This window comes from Acidovorax sp., from assembly GCF_022763525.1.
Taxonomy (GTDB): Bacteria; Pseudomonadota; Gammaproteobacteria; order Burkholderiales; family Burkholderiaceae_C; genus Acidovorax.
The window spans coordinates 1-17,388 of the sequence record NZ_JALEGG010000290.1 but is presented as its reverse complement, the minus strand read 5'-3'; the positions used below and the strand labels follow the sequence as shown (position 1 = coordinate 17,388).

16 protein-coding genes are annotated in these 17,388 nt (G+C 66.8%); 5 read left to right on the top strand and 11 right to left on the bottom strand.

The genetic code is table 11. The annotated features are described in order from the left end of the window. Nucleotides 1–82 precede the first annotated feature (82 nt). The 4 genes from rsfS to rng all read left to right on the top strand — a co-directional run bounded on the left by rsfS (nt 83) and on the right by rng (nt 3,753). Nucleotides 83–838 carry a ribosome silencing factor gene (gene rsfS, locus MRY84_RS22065; RefSeq protein WP_291507820.1) on the top strand — a complete coding sequence of 252 codons (756 nt, stop codon included), beginning with the start codon at nt 83–85 and terminating at the stop codon, nt 836–838. An 87-nt stretch (nt 839–925) separates the two neighbouring features. Next, the gene (rlmH, locus tag MRY84_RS22060) at nt 926–1,393 is read left to right on the top strand and encodes a 23S rRNA (pseudouridine(1915)-N(3))-methyltransferase RlmH (RefSeq protein WP_054255308.1); all 468 of its coding nucleotides are present in this window, start codon (nt 926–928) and stop codon (nt 1,391–1,393) included. Nucleotides 1,394–1,492: 99 nt separating this feature from the next. Continuing rightward, nucleotides 1,493–2,107 carry a Maf family protein gene (locus MRY84_RS22055; RefSeq protein ID WP_291507819.1) on the top strand — a complete coding sequence of 205 codons (615 nt, stop codon included), beginning with the start codon at nt 1,493–1,495 and terminating at the stop codon, nt 2,105–2,107. A gap of 155 nt (nt 2,108–2,262) precedes the next feature. Next, a complete protein-coding gene (gene rng / locus MRY84_RS22050) occupies nt 2,263–3,753 on the top strand; it encodes a ribonuclease G (RefSeq protein WP_291507818.1) in 1,491 nt (496 codons plus the stop codon). Nucleotides 3,754–3,823: 70 nt separating this feature from the next. Here rng and MRY84_RS22045 read toward each other — a convergent pair whose 3' ends face one another. Further along, on the bottom strand, nt 3,824–4,432 hold the full coding sequence (locus MRY84_RS22045) for a glutathione S-transferase family protein (protein ID WP_291507817.1): 609 nt from the start codon (nt 4,430–4,432) through the stop codon (nt 3,824–3,826). A 96-nt stretch (nt 4,433–4,528) separates the two neighbouring features. Between MRY84_RS22045 and MRY84_RS22040 the strand changes: the two genes are divergently transcribed. After that, on the top strand, nt 4,529–5,494 hold the full coding sequence (locus MRY84_RS22040; RefSeq protein WP_291507816.1) for a YafY family protein: 966 nt from the start codon (nt 4,529–4,531) through the stop codon (nt 5,492–5,494). Between the two features lie 6 nt (nt 5,495–5,500). On the opposite strand, the gene MRY84_RS22035 is transcribed toward MRY84_RS22040, so the two are convergent. The 10 genes from MRY84_RS22035 to MRY84_RS21990 all read right to left on the bottom strand — a co-directional run. Beyond that, complete coding sequence (locus MRY84_RS22035; protein ID WP_291507815.1) at nt 5,501–6,211, bottom strand: response regulator; 711 nt, start codon at nt 6,209–6,211, stop codon at nt 5,501–5,503. A gap of 18 nt (nt 6,212–6,229) precedes the next feature. Then, nucleotides 6,230–8,965 carry a DUF4118 domain-containing protein gene (locus MRY84_RS22030; RefSeq protein WP_291507814.1) on the bottom strand — a complete coding sequence of 912 codons (2,736 nt, stop codon included), beginning with the start codon at nt 8,963–8,965 and terminating at the stop codon, nt 6,230–6,232. 67 nt (nt 8,966–9,032) lie between these two features. Continuing rightward, nucleotides 9,033–9,650, bottom strand: a complete 618-nt coding sequence (gene kdpC, locus MRY84_RS22025; RefSeq protein WP_291507813.1) for a potassium-transporting ATPase subunit KdpC — start codon at nt 9,648–9,650, stop codon at nt 9,033–9,035. Between the two features lie 53 nt (nt 9,651–9,703). Then, a complete protein-coding gene (kdpB, locus tag MRY84_RS22020; protein ID WP_291507812.1) occupies nt 9,704–11,770 on the bottom strand; it encodes a potassium-transporting ATPase subunit KdpB in 2,067 nt (688 codons plus the stop codon). Nucleotides 11,771–11,791: 21 nt separating this feature from the next. Next, nucleotides 11,792–13,585: a potassium-transporting ATPase subunit KdpA gene (gene kdpA, locus MRY84_RS22015; RefSeq protein WP_291507811.1), complete on the bottom strand. Its 1,794-nt coding sequence runs from the start codon at nt 13,583–13,585 to the stop codon at nt 11,792–11,794. After that, entirely contained in the window at nt 13,582–13,677 is a 96-nt protein-coding gene (kdpF, locus tag MRY84_RS22010; RefSeq protein ID WP_291507810.1) for a K(+)-transporting ATPase subunit F, read from the bottom strand. The genes kdpA and kdpF overlap by 4 nt, the downstream gene beginning before the upstream one ends. A 300-nt stretch (nt 13,678–13,977) precedes the next feature. Further along, on the bottom strand, nt 13,978–15,129 hold the full coding sequence (locus MRY84_RS22005) for a pyridoxal phosphate-dependent aminotransferase (protein WP_291507809.1): 1,152 nt from the start codon (nt 15,127–15,129) through the stop codon (nt 13,978–13,980). A 153-nt stretch (nt 15,130–15,282) separates the two neighbouring features. Further along, the gene (locus tag MRY84_RS22000) at nt 15,283–16,224 is read right to left on the bottom strand and encodes a CysB family HTH-type transcriptional regulator (RefSeq protein WP_291507808.1); all 942 of its coding nucleotides are present in this window, start codon (nt 16,222–16,224) and stop codon (nt 15,283–15,285) included. 80 nt (nt 16,225–16,304) lie between these two features. Beyond that, nucleotides 16,305–16,700: a CbiX/SirB N-terminal domain-containing protein gene (locus MRY84_RS21995; protein ID WP_291507807.1), complete on the bottom strand. Its 396-nt coding sequence runs from the start codon at nt 16,698–16,700 to the stop codon at nt 16,305–16,307. After that, a partial coding sequence (locus MRY84_RS21990) for an LptF/LptG family permease (RefSeq protein ID WP_291507806.1) occupies nt 16,697–17,388 on the bottom strand: 692 nt, incomplete at its 5' end. The genes MRY84_RS21995 and MRY84_RS21990, both read right to left, overlap by 4 nt.

The window sequence follows — 17,388 nt, the reverse complement described above, 5'->3', positions numbered from 1 at the left end:
GCAACACCCAAGGCGCTGCCCTATTGGTTGCTCGCCAGTTTGCACGCTATATTGATTCCATTCCCTCTCTAACCACCGCCTGATGACCACCTCCACCAAATCGGAAACCGCCGCCAAAAAAGACGTCACCAAACTGCAGCGTGCCATCGTCGATGGCCTGGAGGACGTCAAGGCGCAAGACATCCAGGTTTTCAACACCGAGCATCTCTCGCCGCTGTTTGAACGGGTGATCGTGGCATCGGGCACCTCCAACCGCCAGACCAAGGCCCTGGCGGCCAGCGTGCGCGACGCGGTGAAGGAAGCCGGTTTCAGCAAGCCCCGGATCGAAGGCGAAGACAACGGCGAATGGATCATCGTGGACTGCGGCCCCGCCGTGGCGCACATCATGCAGCCAGCCATCCGCCAGTACTACCGCCTGGAAGAGCTGTGGGGCGACACGCCCGTGCGGCTGAAGCTGGGCGCGGCCAAACCCGAAGCTGCGGCCAAGAAGAAGGCCCCGGCGAAGAAGGCTGCCGCCGAAGCCGCTGTGCCGGCGCGCAAGCCGGGCAAGCCCAAGGTGGCCGCCGTTGCCGCCAAGGCTGCAGAAGCCAAACCCAAGGCTGCTGCCAAGAAGGCGCCGGCCTCCAAGACGCCCGCCAGCAAGACTGCCGGCTCTGCGGCCGCCAAGGCCCCCGCAGCCAAGAAGCCTGCCGCCAAGAAGGCGCCGGTGAAGACGGTGGTCGTCAAGCCCACGGCCAAGAAGCCTGCCGCCAAGAAACCGGCCGCAACCAAGGCCGCGGCAAAACCCGCAGTCAAGCCAGCGGCCAAGAAGGCTCCTGCGCGCGCCAAGAAGGCCTGATCCGCGGGGGTGCAGGTCGAGTCCGGCGGGTGTCCGGGCTGCCTGCGCACCGGCTCTTCCTCCCTGAACTGAACGGCGTCAAACCCCATGAAGCTGCTGATCGTGGCGGTAGGGCAGCGGGTTCCCGACTGGGCCCAGACCGCGTACGACGACTACGCCAAGCGCTTCCCGCCCGAGCTCAAGGTCGAGCTCAAGGCTGTCAAGACCGAACCTCGTGGATCCAAGACACTGGAAACGCTCTATGCCGCCGAGCGCGAGCGCATCGAGGCGGCCATTCCCCGCGGCACGCGCGTGGTGGCGCTCGACGAGCGCGGCACCAGCCTGACCACCAAGGCCCTGGCCGAACGGCTCAAGGGCTGGCAACTGGGCGGTGACGATGTGGCGCTGGTCATTGGCGGCCCGGACGGGCTGGATCCCGCCTTCCGCCAGGCTGCGCACGAACGCATTCGCCTGTCGGACCTGACCTTGCCGCACGCCATGGTGCGCGTGCTGCTCATCGAGCAGCTGTATCGGGCGTGGTCGGTGAACGCCGGTCACCCGTACCACCGCGAATGATGCGGGTGTCCATGCGACGGGATCTGTTTGCTATATTTTTAGTAGCTTCCGGCGCTTGATGAATAAGCGCTGAAGGCGATTTTGATTCGAAATCCGTTCATGCCCGACTTCATCTACCTCGCCTCCCAAAGCCCGCGCCGCCGCCAGTTGCTTGAACAACTGGGCGTGCGCCACGAACTGCTGCTGCCCAACGTGGACGGCGATGCAACGGAGGACACCGAGGCCATCGAGGCAGTGCTGCCCGGCGAGGCGCCCACCAGCTACGTGGAGCGCGTCACCGCCCTCAAGCTGGACGCCGCCGTAGCGCGCCTGGCGCGGCGGGGTCTGCCACCGGCGCCCATCCTGTGTTCGGACACCACGGTGGCGCTGGGCCGCACCATCTACGGCAAGCCCAACGACGCGGCGCACGCTGCCCGCATGCTCGCCGAACTGGCCGGGCATGAGCATCGCGTGCTCACCGCCGTGGCGCTGCAGGTGGGCGCCAAGCGGCTGTCGGCGCTTTCGGTGTCGCGCGTGCAGTTCGCGCCCATGACGGCGGCGCAGATCGATGCCTACGTGGCCACCGGCGAGCCCTTGGGCAAGGCCGGCGCGTACGGTATCCAGGGGCGCGCGGCGGCCTACGTGGAACACCTGGCGGGCAGTTATTCGGGCATCATGGGGTTGCCCATGTACGAGACGGCGCAGCTGCTGCGTGCAGCGGGATTCGAGTTCTGAATCCCCCCTGAGTCGCCTGCGGCGCCTTCCCCCAAAGGGGGACGCCGCCCGGGGCCTGGCAAAGCCAGTTCCCCGGCGGCGCTCGCATTGCGCTTAGCTCGTGCGTATGTTGGTGTGCCGGAACAATCGCAAGTGAATACCGAGAACAAAAAGCCATGCAACAAGACATCCTGATCAACTGGTCGCCCCAGGAAACCCGCGTGGCGATCGTCGAGCACGGCGCGGTGCAAGAGCTGCACGTGGAGCGCACGCTGGAGCGTGGCCTGGTGGGCAACGTCTACCTGGGCAAGGTCTCGCGCGTGCTGCCGGGCATGCAGTCGGCCTTCATCGACATTGGCCTGGAGCGCGCGGCATTCCTGCACGTGGCCGATGTGTGGCAGCGCCAGCCCGATGGCGAGCCGCCCGCGTTCGCCCGCAAGAACGAGCCCCAGGTGCCGATCGAAAAACAGGTGTTCGAGGGCCAGTCGCTCATGGTGCAGGTGATCAAGGACCCGATCGGCACCAAGGGTGCCAGGCTTTCCACGCAGATCAGCATCGCGGGCCGGCTGCTGGTGTTCCTGCCGCAGGATGACCATGTGGGCGTATCGCAGAAGATCCCGTCGGCGGAGCGCGATGCCCTGCGCGCGCGGCTGCAGGCCCTGGTGGGCGACAAGTCCAAGGGCGGTGGCGGGGGCTTCATCCTGCGCACCAACGGCGAGGACTCGTCCGATGCGGAGCTCGCCGAGGACATCGCCTACCTGCGCAAGACCTGGGCCCGCATCAAGGAGGCATCGCTGAAGCTGCCCGCCACATCGCTGCTGCACCAGGACCTGGACCTGCTGCAGCGCGTGCTGCGCGATCTGGTGGGTGACCACACCCAGACCATCCGCATCGATTCGATGGAGCAGTTCCAGCGCCTGCGGGCTTTCGGGCAGGAGTTCATGCCCGCCGCCGCTGGCAAGCTGCAGCACTATCGCGGGGAGCGGCCCATCTTCGACCTGTACTCCATCGACGAGGAGGTGGCCCGGGCGCTGGGTCGCCGGGTGGATCTCAAATCGGGCGGCTACCTCATCGTGGACCAGACCGAGGCACTCACGACCATCGACGTGAACACCGGCGGCTATGTGGGTGCCCGCAATTTTGACGACACGATCTTCAAGACCAACCTCGAAGCCGCGCAGGCCATCGCGCGCCAGCTGCGCCTGCGCAACCTGGGCGGCATCATCATCGTGGACTTCATCGACATGGTGCGTGACGACCACCAGCAGGCGGTGCTGGCGGAGTTCAAGAAGCAACTGGCGCGCGACCGGGTCAAGACCATGTCCTCCGGCGGCTTCTCGCAACTGGGCCTGGTCGAGATGACGCGCAAGCGCACCCGCGAATCGCTGGCCCACATGCTGTGCGAGCCCTGCGAGGTGTGCCAGGGCAAAGGCAGCGTGAAGACCGCGCGCAGCGTGTGCTACGACATCCTGCGCGAGATTCTGCGCGAGGCGCGCCAGTTCAATCCGCGCGAGTTCCGCGTGGTGGCGTCACCACGGGTGGTGGAGCTGTTCCTGGACGAGGAAAGCCAGCATCTGGCCGGCCTCTCGGACTTCATCAAGAAGCCCATCTCGCTGCAGGCCGAGAGCGCGATGGGGCAGGAGCAGTACGACATCGTGCTGCTGTAGCTTCTGGCTAGCCGGGGGTCTTGGCCCCGCAGGCCGGGCTTGCACTGCGGGACGAGACGCGTTTTTTGATTCAGGCGTCGATCTGCATGGCGGGCCGTGCCTGCACCCGCGCCAGCCAGGCCTTCACATGTGGATGGGCCTGCACCGGGGCGCCCAGGTACACGCTGTACCCCATCACCGAGCCCACGACCAGGTCCACCAGCGAATAGTCGGCCCCCAGCATCCAGGGCTGTGCGGCCAGACGCGCGTCCAGCACTGCGAGCAAATCGTTCAGCCCGCGCAGGGCGGCCTCGGCGTGCGGAGTGCTGCGCAGGGCCTCTTCGCCCTTCGTGGCGACCTGCAGGCGCACCAGCACCGCGCCATAGGTCACATAGGCCCACGCGCACCACGACAGGGCCTGCAGCGCCTCCGGCGTGCCGGCGGCGGGCCACAGTCCGCGCTCCACACCAAAACGATGGCCCAGCCACAGGTGGATGGCCAGGGCCTCGAACATCGGGGCGCCGTCCACGGTCAGCGTGGGCACCTTCCCGTTGGGGTTGAGCGCGAGGTAGTCCGCGCGGCGCTGCTCGCCGGCCAGGATGTCGATCTTGACGCGCTCATGGGGCACGCCCAGTTCGGCCAGCGCGCAGGCGATGGGGGTGGCGCTGGACATGGGGTGCCAGTACAGAACGATGGACATGGAGGACTCCTTAAGTTGGGTTGAAAGAAAAAGGTGAAGTCACTGTAGAAGCCATTGCGGACAGCTTTAGTCCTCAATGAACGCTAAAGTGCACCCATGCTCACATCGTCCACCCGCTTGCTGCGTCTGCTCTCACTGCTGCAAACCCGAAGCCACTGGATGGGCCAAGACCTGGCCGAACGCCTGGAAGTACACCCCCGCACGCTGCGGCGCGACATTGACCGGCTGCGCCAGCTGGGCTACCCGGTCGAGGCCAGCAGCGGGGTGGCCGGGGGGTACGCCTTCCGCGCGGGGCAGGCATTGCCACCGCTGCTGCTGGACGACGGGGAGGCGCTGGCCGTGTCGATTGCGCTGCGCACTGCCACGGCCGGCGCCGTCGGTGGCATTGAGGAGCCGGCGTTGCGTGCGCTGGTCAAGCTGGAGCAGGCCATGCCCGCGCGGCTGCGTCAGCAGGTGGATGCGCTGCGCTCCACCATCCAGCCGCTGGACCGCGTGGGCCCCGTGGTGGAGGTCTCGGTGCTGGCCGCGCTGGCGTCGGCCTGCCGTGACCAGCTGCGCACCGAGTTCCACTACGAAGACAGCAAAGGCCGCAGCGCACAGCGCTCAGTGGAGCCCCAGGGCGTGGTGCACACTGGGCAGCGCTGGTATCTGGTGGCGTGGGACCGGACGCGCGGCGACTGGCGGACGTTCCGCATCGACCGCATCGTGGGGGCTCCCCAACTGGGGGCGCATTTCGCTCCGCGGGCATCACCCGACGGGGGCGATCTCAAAGCCTACGTCGCGCGCTCCATCTCGGTGGCGCCCCACGCCGAAACCGCCCGCGTGGTGCTTCACGCGCCCCATGCCGAGATGTCCCGCCGCATACCCCCGTCGGCGGCCGTCGTGCAACCCCTGGAAGAGGGTCGACGCTGCCTGATGGAATGCGGCGTCAGCGATTCGCTGGTGTACTGGCTGATGGCGCTGGATGTGGAGTTTGAGGTGCTCGCGCCCGCATCGCTGGCGGATCGTCTGCACGTGGCGGGGGAGCGGGCGTTGCGCTGTGCTGGCGCGGCTGGTTCGTGATGCGCTTCAGGGCACGAACCGATACCCGATGCCTGCTTCCGTTCGCAGGTGCCGGGGCATGGAGGCGTTGTCTTCCACCTTCTTGCGCAGGTTGGCCATGTGCACGCGCACATAGTGCGTGTCGTCGGCGTGGCCTGGCCCCCACACGGCCTTGAGCAGTTGCTGGTGGGTGATGACACGGTCGGGCTGCGAGGCCAGGTGGGTGAGCAGCTTGTATTCGATGGGCGTGAGGTGCAGGGCCTCGCTGCCTTGCTTGCCCGCGCGGCGCTCCACGGTGCGGCGGGCCAGGTCCACGGTGATGTTGCCGAACTGGATCAGGGGCATGGCGTCGGCGTTGGAGGGGCGCTGGCTGCGGCGCAGCTGTGCGCGCACCCGGGCCGTCAGCTCCCCCGATCCAAAGGGTTTGACGAGGTAGTCGTCGGCCCCTGCGTCCAGCGCGGCGATCTTGCTCGATTCGGCGCTGCGGGCCGACAGCACGATGATGGGCATGGCGGACCAGGTGCGCAGGTCGCGGATCAAGTCCACCCCGTCGCCGTCGGGCAGGCCCAGGTCCAGCACCACCAGATCGGGGCGGCGCGTGCCGGCCTCAATCAGGCCGCGCTGCAAGGTGGCGGCCTCGTGCACCGTGTGGCCTTCGGTCTCCAGCGTCAGACGCACAAACCGGCGGATGTCGGCTTCGTCTTCGACGATGAGGATGTGGGTGGGCAGGTCGGTCATGGGTTGGGCGGTGGGCGGTCAGGCGTCGATGGGATGTGTCTGCACATCGTCGCCCAGATCGGTCGGCGGCGTGCCGCGCGGCAGCAGCAGTGTGAAGCGCGCTCCGGCGGCCTGGCCCTGCGGATTCAGGATGGTATCGCCGCGGATGCTGCCGCCGTGTGCCTGCACGATGGCGCGGCAGATGGCCAGGCCCAGGCCCACACCCGGCGTGGCGCTTTCGCGGGCGCCGCGTTCGAATTTTTCAAACAGCAGCTCTTCGCGTCCCTTGGGCAGGCCCGGGCCTTCGTCGCTGACCGTGATCGCAACGGCATCACTGAGCGCCTGTGCCGCGAGGCGGATAGGAGTGCCCGGCAGCGTGTACTTGGCGGCGTTCTCCAGCAGATTGACCAGCACGCGCTCCATCAGCACGGCGTCGATCTGCACCAGGGGCAGGTCGTCCGGTAGCTGCACCTCCACGTGGTGCGCGGCCAGGGCGGGCGTGCAAGCGGCGAGGGCACTGCCCACCACCTCTTCCAGCGGCTGCCAGGCCTTGTGGAGTTGCACGGCCCCGGCCTCCAGCCGAGCCATGTCCAGCAGGTTGTTGACCAGCGCGCTCATGCGCTGGGCCGAGTGGCGGATGGAGCCTGCCAGCGCATGCTGCTCAGCGGCTAGCGGGGGCTGCACCATGGCCAGCGATTCGGCCAGGCCCACCAGCGAGGCCAGCGGCGTGCGCAGGTCGTGCGAGATGGCCGAGAGCAGCGAGTTGCGCAGCCGCTCGGACTCGATCTGCACCGTGCTCTTTTGTGCCACGTCGATGTAGTGGATGCGTTCCAGCGAGATGGCCAGCAGCGATGCACAGGTCTGCAGCAGGCGGCGCGGTTCCACCCCCGGTACCTGCCCGTGGGGCATGGCCACCACCAGCACGCCGCGGATGCGCATGGGCGCCTTGAGCGGCAGCACCAGCGTGGGGCTGGAATGCAAGGTGTCCGTGCCCCGGCCCGCGGGCTCGCCGCGCTCAAACGACCATTGCGCCACGGCCATGTCCACCGCGGCCGTGCCGCCGGGCAATACCTGCAGGCGGTTGTCGTCGTCGGCCACCACCAGGGTGCTGCCTGCATTGAATTCGCCGGTCATGAAGCGCGCGCCAATCTCGGCCACCTGCTCTGGCAGCAGCGCGGCAGACAGGTCGCGTGCCATGTCGTAGAGGCTGCGCACCCGGTGTTCGCGCTCGGTGGCGGACTCGGCCTGCACCTTGAGCCCGGCGGTGAGCTGGCCCACTACCAGGGCCACCACCAGCATCACGGCGAATGTGACGAGGTACTGCGCGTCACTGACCGCAAACGTGAAGCGCGGCGGTACAAAGAAAAGGTCGAAAAACGCCACACCCAGAATGGCGGCCATCACGGCAGGGCCGCGTCCAAACCGCAAGGCCACGCCCACCACCACCAGCAAAAACAGCATGACGATGTTGGTCAGCTCCAGCACATCGGCCAGCGGCGTGGCCACCACGGCGGCAATGCAGCAGGCCAGGGCCGCCGCCAGGTAGCCAGGCCAGAAGGCAGTGCCCTTGTTCGTGGTTTCAGGCGATGCATTGGAGGTGGGGGGGCGCGCCAGGCCTGCGCGGGCGGGCAGCGTGCCCACCTGCAGCAGGTCGAGGTCGCTGGCCAGATGCCCCACCTGGTCGGCCAGCGTGGTCTGCCAGGGCCAGCGGCGTGCGCTGCGGCCCATGACCACGCGCACCAGGTTGTGCTCGCGCGCATAGCGCACCAGGGCCTGCGCGGGCTGGGCAGCAGGCAGTACCGTGCAGGCCACGGCCCCCAGCTGTTGCGCAAGTTTCAAGGTGCGTTCCACCTGCGGATGCAGCGTGGCCGACCGGCCTTGCTGCTCGGGCGTCTCGACATGCACGGCGTGCCAGGGCAGGTCGAGCTGCGCGGCCAGACGGGCGCAGCTGCGCACCACCTTTTCGGCGTTGTCGCCCGTGGCCACGCAGGCCAGCAGGGCCTCGCGGTTGGGCCACACGGCTTCGGCAGTGGTGGTGCTGGCGCGGCGGTAGGCGCGCATTTCATCGTCCACCCGGTCGGCGGTGCGGCGCAGGGCCAGCTCGCGCAGGGCCAGCAGGTTGCCTTTGCGGAAAAAGTTGGCGGCCGCGCGCTCTGCCTGTTGGGGCAGGTAGACCTTGCCAGCTTTGAGGCGCGCCAGCAGCTCGTCGGGCGGCAGGTCGACCACCACCACCTCATCGGCTGCGTCAAAAAACTGGTCGGGCACCGTCTCCCACACGCGAATGCCGGTGATGCCGCTCACGATGTCGTTCAGGCTCTCCAGGTGCTGCACGTTCATGGTGGACCACACGTCGATGCCTGCGGCCAGCAGTTCTTCGGCGTCTTGCCAGCGCTTGGGGTGGCGCGAGCCTTGCACGTTGCTGTGGGCCAATTCATCGAGCAGCACCAGGCCCTCGGGGTGCTCTGCGCCCCAAGCCAGGGCGGAGTCCAGGTCAAACTCGGGCAGGGTGCGGTCTTTGTAGGGCAGGGCGCGCAGCGGCAGGCGGGGCAGGTGCGCGGTCAGCGCCTCGGTGTCGGCGCGGCCATGCGTCTCGACCACGCCAATGGTGACGGGCAGGCCCTGCGTCTGTGCAGCCCGCGCGGCCGACAGCATGGCGAAGGTTTTGCCCACCCCGGCGCAGGCACCGAAGAACACCTTGAGCCGCCCGCGCTGCTGCTGGGCCTGCTCTTGCTGGATGCGCTGCAGCAGCGCGTCGGGGTCGGGGCGATCCTGCATGGCTACAGTGTATCCATCAATTTGTATTCAAATTGGCCTCTAGCGCTTATTCATCAAGCGCAAGCAGCTATTGTTTTAGTAGCACATAGAGCGCCAGGTTCAAGGCCAGCACGTTCACACGCGGCTCACCCAGCAGGCCCAGCCAGGGGGTATCCGTGTGTTGCTGCACCAGCGCCTGCACCTGCGCCACGGGCAGACCCCGGGCACGGGCCACGCGCTCGGTTTGGTAGGCGGCGGCTGCGGGGCTGATGTGCGGGTCGAGCCCGCTGGCCGACGCGGTGACCAGGTCCACGGGCACAGGGCGGGTGTTGCCGGGGTCCGCAGCACGCAGGGCCTCGATGCGGGCCTTCACGGCATCTACCAGCGCAGGGTTGGTGGGGCCTTGGTTCGATCCGCCCGACGCCGCTGCGTTGTAGGGCATCGGTGCCGTGGCCGTAGGGCGGCCCCAGAAGTGGCCGGGCTCGGTGAAGGCCTGGCCGATCAGCTCGGAGCCTACAGTCTTGCCACCCTGGGTGATCAGGCTGCCATTGGCCTGGTGGGGGAACGCGGTCTGCGCCACGCCGGTGACGAGCAGCGGGTAGAGCAGGCCAGTGATGAGGGAGAGCACGACAAACAGCGTGAGGGCGGGGCGCAGCAGGCCGCCTGGGCTGGCGGGCACGTCGTCGCGGGGAATGCGGATAGGCATAGGATTTTCCTTTTCAGTCATTCGGTGGGCTATGTCTTTGGATGGGGCGCGGCTCAGGTCAGGCCAGTTGCTGCCAGCACCATGTCAATCAACTTGATGCCAACGAATGGCACCACCATGCCCCCCAGTCCATAAATGGCCAGGTTGCGGCGCAGCAGCGCGGCGGCACCCACGGCGCGGTAGGCCACGCCCTTCAGGGCCAAGGGGATCAGGAAGATGATGATCAGCGCGTTGAACACCACGGCGGACAGAATGGCCGACGAAGGGCTGGCCAGGTGCATGAAATTCAGCGCCGACAGCTGCGGGTAGGTGGTGACAAACGCCGCTGGGATGATGGCGAAGTACTTGGCGATGTCGTTGGCGATGCTGAAGGTGGTCAGCGAGCCGCGCGTCATCAGCATCTGCTTGCCGGTCTCCACAATCTCGATGAGCTTGGTGGGGTTGCTGTCCAGGTCCACCATGTTTCCGGCCTCCTTGGCGGCTTGTGTGCCCGTGTTCATGGCGACGGCCACGTCGGCCTGGGCGAGGGCGGGGGCGTCGTTGGTGCCGTCGCCCGTCATGGCCACCAGCTGCCCGGCCGTTTGGTAGCTGCGGATGAGCTGCAGTTTCGCTTCGGGCGTGGCCTCGGCCAGGAAGTCGTCCACACCGGCCTCGGCAGCAATCGCGGCGGCAGTGAGGCGGTTGTCGCCGGTCACCATCACGGTCTTGATGCCCATGCGGCGCAGCTCGGCAAAGCGCTCCTTGATGCCGCCCTTGACCACGTCTTTGAGCTCCACCACGCCCAGCACGTGGGCACCATCGGCCACCACCAGGGGCGTGCTGCCACGGCGGGATACGTCGTCCACCGCCGTCTGCACGGCGGTAGGAAAGCGTCCGCCCAGTGCCTCCACATGCTTGCGGATGGCGTCTGCTGCACCTTTGCGCAGCAGGCGCGGGCCGGGCAGGTCCACCCCGCTCATGCGGGTCTGGGCGGTGAAGTGCACGAACTGGGCTCCCATGGCCTCGATGTCGCGCTCGCGCAGGTTGAACTTCTGCTTGGCCAGTACGACGATGCTGCGGCCTTCGGGCGTTTCGTCGGCCAGCGATGCCAATTGGGCGGCATCGGCCAATGCGGCATCGGTCACGCCGGGCGCAGACACGAACTGGCTGGCCTGGCGGTTGCCCAGGGTGATGGTGCCGGTCTTGTCCAGCAGCAGCACGTCCACATCACCTGCCGCCTCCACGGCGCGGCCCGAGGTGGCGATCACATTGGCCTGCATCATGCGGCTCATGCCTGCCACGCCGATGGCGCTGAGCAGACCCGCGATGGTGGTGGGGATCAGGCACACCAGCAGGGCCACCAGCACCACCAGGCTCACCGGATCGCCCGCACCGCTGGCCTGCACGCTGAACAGCGAGAACGGGAGCAGCGTGACCACCACGCCCAGGAACACGATGGTCAGCGCCACCAGCAGAATGGTCAGCGCGATTTCGTTGGGTGTCTTGTGGCGCTTGGCGTTCTCCACCATGGCGATCATGCGGTCCACAAAGGTCTCGCCGGGGTTCACGGCCACCCGCACCACGATCCAGTCGGACAGCACGCGGGTGCCGCCGGTCACGGCCGAGAAGTCGCCGCCGGATTCGCGGATCACCGGGGCGGATTCGCCGGTGATGGCGCTTTCGTCCACCGAGGCCACGCCGTCGATCACCTCGCCATCGGCAGGGATGGTGTCGCCGGCTTCCACCAGCACCACATCGCCCTTGCGCAGGTGGGCGGCTTCCAGCGGCAGCCAGGTCAGATCGGTGCGTGGGGTGGTGCGGTCAAACTGGCCGTCCAGCTTTTTGGCCCAGGTCTGCTTTTTCAGCCCACGCAGCGAGGCCGCCTGGGCCTTGCTGCGGCCTTCGGCCATGGCCTCGGCAAAGTTGGCGAACAGCACGGTGAACCACAGCCACAGCGCCACGGCAGCGGTGAAGCCCTCGGGCTTGCTGGCGGCCAGCGCGGTGGTGAAGGCGCTGCCCACGTACACCACAAACATCACGGGGTTGCGCCATTGCACGCGCGGGTCCAGCTTCTTGAAAGCCTCCAGCAGCGCGGGGCGCACCAGGGCGGGGTCGAACAGGGTCAAGGTCTTGCGAGTCATCACAATCTCCCAGCTATCTTCTTAACGTGGCCAGAGCATCAAATGCTCGACCACCGGGCCCAGCGCGAGGGCGGGCACATAGTTCAACAGTCCGACCAGCAGCACCACACCGCCGAGCAGCACCACAAACAGTGGGCCGTGCGTGGGCAGGGTGCCGTCGGTGGCGGTGGCGCGCTTCTTCGCGGCCAGGGCGCCGGCCATGGCCAGCACAGGCACGATCACGCCAAAGCGCCCCAGCCACATGGCCACGGCCAGCAGCGTGTTGTAGAACGGGGTGTTGGCCGACAGGCCTGCAAAGGCGCTGCCGTTGTTGTTGGCGGCGGAAGACAGCGCATACAGCACCTCGCTGAAGCCATGCGCGCCCGGGTTGGCCAGGCCAGCGCGGCCCGCCTCGCTCATCACCGCTACGGCCGTGCCCAGCAGCACCAGCAGCGGGGTGATGAGGATCGCGATGGACACAAGCTTCATCTCGTGCGCCTCGATCTTCTTGCCCAGGTATTCGGGCGTGCGGCCAATCATCAGCCCGGCAATGAACACGGCCATGATGGCGAACACCAGCATGCCGTACAGGCCCGAGCCCACGCCGCCAAATACCACCTCGCCCATCTGCATGAGCACCATGGGCACCATGCCGCCCAGGGGAGTGAAGCTGTCGTGCATCGCAATCACCGCGCCGCAGCTCGCGGCTGTGGTGATCACTGCGAACAGGGCCGAGGCGGCGATGCCAAACCGCGTTTCCTTGCCTTCCATGTTGCCGCCCGGCTGCAGCGCGCTGGCGGCTTGGTCCACGCCCAGCGAGGCCAGAAGCGGGTTGCCCTGCTGCTCAAACGTGGTGGCTGCCACCACTGCGATCAGGAATAGAAGGCTCATCGTTGCCAGAATCGTCCAGCCCTGGCGCTCATCGCCCACCATGCGGCCAAACACCAGACACAGCGCGGCGGGGATGAGGAAGATCGCCAGCATCTGCAGCAGGTTGCTGGCGGCCGAGGGGTTCTCGAACGGGTGGGCCGAGTTGGCGTTGAAGAAGCCGCCGCCGTTGGTGCCCAGCAGCTTGATGGCCAACTGTGAGGCCACGGGGCCCATGGCCAGGGTTTGGGCGGTTTGTGTGGCGGGCTCGGTGACGGGAGCGCCCTGGGCGTTCAGCACGGGCTGGCCTGCGGCATCGAGCTTGGGGGCGTCGTAGTGCACGGGCTCCAGCGTCTGCACTTCGGTATAGGGCGACAAGTTCTGGATCACGCCCTGGCCTGCAAACACCACGGCCAGCACCAGCGACAGCGGCAGCAGCACCCACAGCGTGGCGCGGGTCAGGTCGGCCCATACGTTGCCGATGGATTGTGCAGAGTGCCTTGAAAAGCCACGCACCAGCGCGATGACCACCACCAAGCCCGTCGCGGCAGACAGAAAGTTCTGCACCGTCAGCGCCAGCATCTGCGTGAGGTAGCTCATGGTGCTCTCGCCGCCATAACCTTGCCAGTTGGTGTTGGTGACAAAGCTGATGGCGGTGTTGAAGGCCGAGTCCGGCGCCACCGCAGCCATGCCTTGCGGGTTGAGCGGCAGCACCGCTTGCCAGCGCTGCAGTGCATACACCGCCAGCACGCCCAGGCCGTTGAACACCAGCAGGCCCAGCGTGTAGCGCAGCCAGCCGGTTTCTTCGTCGGGCCGCACGCCAGCCAGCTTGAAAAGCGGCCCCTCCAGCCGCCGCCCCAGGGCAAAGCGGCCCGCCATGACGGCGTCAATCCAGCGCGCCAGCGGCCATGCCAGCGCCAGCAGCAGTGCCATGAACACTGCCAGTTGCAGCAGGGCGCTGGCGCTCATGAAAAGTCCTCCGGCCGCAGCAGCACGGCGACCAGATACACCAAGAGGCCTGCAGCCAGCACGGCCGCCAGAATCACCCAGCCGCTGGTCATGACCGCCCCCCTTGCGCCTGCTGTTGCAGTCGTGCGCAGCCTTTGGCTAAGCCATAAGCGGCGAGCCAGAGCGCGCCACTGATACCGATAAAAACCCAGTCCATGTGCTTCTCCTTGAGACATGGACCGATGCTAGGAATGCACGCATCAAGATGGGTTTAAGAGGTGCAAAGGCGGTATCAAGAAAGCATCAAGACAGGCTGGGTTTCAGGCGGTGCTGAAATCAGGTGAATCAAAAATGATAGCTGCCTGCGCTTGATTCACAAGCGCTGCAGCCAATTTTTATATGTAATGGGGAAATCAGAGCTTACGCAGGCGCTCCAGCGCAGCGCGCAGTGTCTCGTCCTTCTTGGCAAAGCAAAAGCGCACCACGCGCTGGTCGAATCCATCGGCGTAGAACGCCGAGAGGGGAATGGCCGCCACGCCCACTTCACGAGTGAGCCACTGGCAGAAGTCGGATTCGCTCAGGTCGCTCACGGCCGAGATGTCCACGCACTGGAAGTAGCTACCGGTGCTGGGCAGCAGGTTGAAGCGCGAGCCTTGCAACCCCTGGCGGAACAGGTCGCGCTTGGCCTGGTAGAAGGCTGGCAGCTGCAGGTAGGGCGTCGGGTCCTGCAGGTAGGCCGCCAGGCCGTGTTGCATCGGCGTGTTGACGGTGAACACGTTGAACTGGTGCACCTTGCGGAACTCGGCTGTGAGCGCGGCGGGCGCGGCCACGGTGCCCACCTTCCAGCCCGTGACGTGGAAGGTCTTGCCAAAGCTGGACACGATGAAGGCGCGCTCGGCCAGGCCGGGGAAGCGGGCGGCGCTCTGGTGCTCGGCGCCGTCGAACACCATGTGCTCGTACACCTCGTCGCTGATGAGCAGGATGTTGGTATTGCGGAGCAGGTCTTCGAGCTGCCGCATCTCCTCAGACGTCCAGATGGTGGCGCTGGGGTTGTGCGGGCTGTTGATGATGAGGGCACGGGTGCGCGGCGTGATGGCGGCGCTGATCTTGGCGAAGTCGGGGCGGAAGGTGCCGGGCGTGAGCGGCACGCGCACGGCCTTGCCGCCAGCGAGGTCGATGTTGGGCACGTAGCTGTCGTAGCAGGGGTCGAGCACGATCACCTCGTCGCCCGGGTGCACGATGGCCAGGATCGCGGTGATGATGGCCTGCGTGGCGCCTGCGGTGATGGTGATCTCGGAGCCCGGGTTGTAGGCGCGGCCGTGCAGCGCCTCGATCTTGCGGGCCACGGCCTCGCGCAGCACGGGCACGCCGGGCATGGGCGGGTACTGGTTGTGGCCGGCCTGCATGGCCCGGGTGACGGCGTCCACCAACTCGGGCGCGCATTCAAAGTCCGGAAAGCCTTGGCCCAGGTTCACAGCCTGGTGCTCGGTGGCCAGGGCCGACATCACGGTGAAGATGGTGGTGCCCACGTTGGGCAGCTTGCTGGGGAAGGTAGGTGTGGTCATCGCGTCGTGGCAATCGTTGGAAATGGGCGCAGCGTTTGTCAGGCTAAAGGCCGTGGATCTGGGGAGGCCAGCAGACGCCGTGGAACGGGCTTCGCCCGGCCACCGGCGTCGTCCCCCCAGTGGGGGGAAGGCGCGAAGCGACTCAGGGGGGCGTCACAACTCATAGTCATTGACATGGCCCGTCATCGCACGCGCAATCAGCTCGCGGCTCAGGCGGTCGCTGAGCAGTTCGGCAAACCGGAAGACGAAGTTGCGCAAGTAGGCTCCGCGCTTGAAGGCCACGCGGGCCACGCTTTGGCCGAACAGGTGGCCCAGGGGCCGCACCGCCAAGTCGCCCACGGGGTCTTCACGCATGGCCATCTCGGCCACGATGCCGATCCCCAGGCCGAGGCGCACGTAGGTCTTGATCACGTCGGAGTCGATGGCCTCCAGCACGATGCGGGGCTGCAGCTTGCGGGCCGCGAACGCATGGTCGATCTTGCCGCGGCCGGTGAAGGAGGGGTGGTAGGTGATGAGCGACTCGTGAGCCAGATCGTCCAGGCCAATGCGCTCCTTTTGCGCCAGCGGATGGTCGTTGGGCACCACCAGCACGTGCTGCCATTCATAGCAGGGCAGGGTGACCAGGTCGGGGTAGTCGGCCAACGATTCGGTGGCCATGCCGATCTCGGCCACCTCGTCGATCACCATGCGGGCGACTTCGTGCGGGGTGGCCTGGTGCAGGCTGATGTTGACCTTGGGATAGGCTTCCCGCAGGCGCGCCACGGGCACGGGCAGCACGTAGCGGGCCTGGGTGTGGGTGGTGGCGATGCTGAGGGTGCCGCTGTCCTGCGCGCTGAACTGTTCGCCAATGCGCTTGAGGTTACCCACCTCGCGCATGATGACTTCGATGCTCTTGAGCACATGCTGGCCGGGCTCGGTAATGCGCTTGAGGCGCTTGCCGTGCCGGGCGAAGATGTCCACGCCCAGCTCTTCTTCCAGTTCGATGATGGCCTTGGACACGCCCGGCTGCGAGGTGTGCAGCGCCTTGGCGGCTTCGGTCAGGTTGAGGTTGCGGCGCGCCGCCTCTTGCACAAAACGGAACTGGTGCAGGTTCATATCTGATATCGCCTAAAGAATTGCATCATTATGCTGCAATCGTCTAAGTGAATCAGAGGTGGGCTGGATTTTTCGGGACGTCAGTCGGGCGGGAGTTCGCAGGCGATCTCGGCCATGAGGGCTGTGATGCGGGGGTCTTCGCCCACGGCCGGCTGCACGTGCAGGCGCACGCCCGGGTGCGCGGCGCGCAACTGTTCCACCAGTACGGGCAGGTCGGCCCGCGCGTGCTTGCCCGTGCCCAGGAACATGGGCACCACAGTGACGGCGGTGGCGCCCCGCTGCACCAGTTGATCCACCGCCTGCGCCAGCGAAGGCTCCGAGAGCTCCAGATAGGCACACATCACGGGCCGCTCGGGGTGCTGCGCCGCAATGCGGGCGGCCACAGCCTCGATGGGGGCGCGCCAAAGCGGATCGCGTGAGCCATGGGAGAACAGCACAATGGCCTGCTGCGCCAGGGAGGGGGTTGCGCCGTTCATCGCCGCAGCACCAGCCATCCAAACGCCGCGAGCGACAGCACGGAATAGATCAGCCCCGGCGCTGCCGCCGTGAGCATGGGCGACCAGTTCTGCAGGTTGCCGGCGTAGCCGAACACGTTGTTAAGCAGGAAGAAGCTGATGCCCGCCATCACGCCGCCAAACACGTAGCCGGCAATGCCGCCAGAGCGGAAGTGCAGGTAGGCAAAGGGCAGTGCCAGCACCACCATCACCAGGCAGCTGAGCGGGTAGAACACCTTGCGCCAGAACTCGATCTCATAGCGCTGTGCGGATTGGCCGTTGGCATCGAGGTGGCGGATGTACTGGAACAGATCGATGGTGGCCATGCGGTCCGGTTTGAGCAGTGAGGCCGCCACCATGTCTGCGCTGATGCGGGTGGGCCACTGCAGCGTGGGGGCTTGCAGATGCTCCACACGCGCCTCTTCGGCGCTGCGTTGCTCGAAGCGACTGCGTTGCACGTCTCGCAGATTCCATGCGCCGTCGGCACCAAACTCGCCCGATGCAGCGCGCGTCTGTGATGCCAGCCGACCTTTGGTGTCGAACTCGAAAATGCGCACGTCCAGCATTCCGCCGTTGGGGGTGATTGCGCGGACGTTGACGGCGTAGGAGTGGTCGTCCTGCCGTTCTTTGAGCCAGGCGCCCGTGGCCCCGCTGGTCAGGCGCCCGAGGT

Coding starts and splice junctions, on each gene's coding strand:
- rsfS (WP_291507820.1), top strand. CDS start 83: ATGACCACCTCCACCAAATCGGAAACCGCCGCCAAAAAAGACGTCACC.
- rlmH (WP_054255308.1), top strand. CDS start 926: ATGAAGCTGCTGATCGTGGCGGTAGGGCAGCGGGTTCCCGACTGGGCC.
- MRY84_RS22055 (WP_291507819.1), top strand. CDS start 1,493: ATGCCCGACTTCATCTACCTCGCCTCCCAAAGCCCGCGCCGCCGCCAG.
- rng (WP_291507818.1), top strand. CDS start 2,263: ATGCAACAAGACATCCTGATCAACTGGTCGCCCCAGGAAACCCGCGTG.
- MRY84_RS22045 (WP_291507817.1), bottom strand. CDS start 4,432: ATGTCCATCGTTCTGTACTGGCACCCCATGTCCAGCGCCACCCCCATC.
- MRY84_RS22040 (WP_291507816.1), top strand. CDS start 4,529: ATGCTCACATCGTCCACCCGCTTGCTGCGTCTGCTCTCACTGCTGCAA.
- MRY84_RS22035 (WP_291507815.1), bottom strand. CDS start 6,211: ATGACCGACCTGCCCACCCACATCCTCATCGTCGAAGACGAAGCCGAC.
- MRY84_RS22030 (WP_291507814.1), bottom strand. CDS start 8,965: ATGCAGGATCGCCCCGACCCCGACGCGCTGCTGCAGCGCATCCAGCAA.
- kdpC (WP_291507813.1), bottom strand. CDS start 9,650: ATGCCTATCCGCATTCCCCGCGACGACGTGCCCGCCAGCCCAGGCGGC.
- kdpB (WP_291507812.1), bottom strand. CDS start 11,770: ATGACTCGCAAGACCTTGACCCTGTTCGACCCCGCCCTGGTGCGCCCC.
- kdpA (WP_291507811.1), bottom strand. CDS start 13,585: ATGAGCGCCAGCGCCCTGCTGCAACTGGCAGTGTTCATGGCACTGCTG.
- kdpF (WP_291507810.1), bottom strand. CDS start 13,677: ATGACCAGCGGCTGGGTGATTCTGGCGGCCGTGCTGGCTGCAGGCCTC.
- MRY84_RS22005 (WP_291507809.1), bottom strand. CDS start 15,129: ATGACCACACCTACCTTCCCCAGCAAGCTGCCCAACGTGGGCACCACC.
- MRY84_RS22000 (WP_291507808.1), bottom strand. CDS start 16,224: ATGAACCTGCACCAGTTCCGTTTTGTGCAAGAGGCGGCGCGCCGCAAC.
- MRY84_RS21995 (WP_291507807.1), bottom strand. CDS start 16,700: ATGAACGGCGCAACCCCCTCCCTGGCGCAGCAGGCCATTGTGCTGTTC.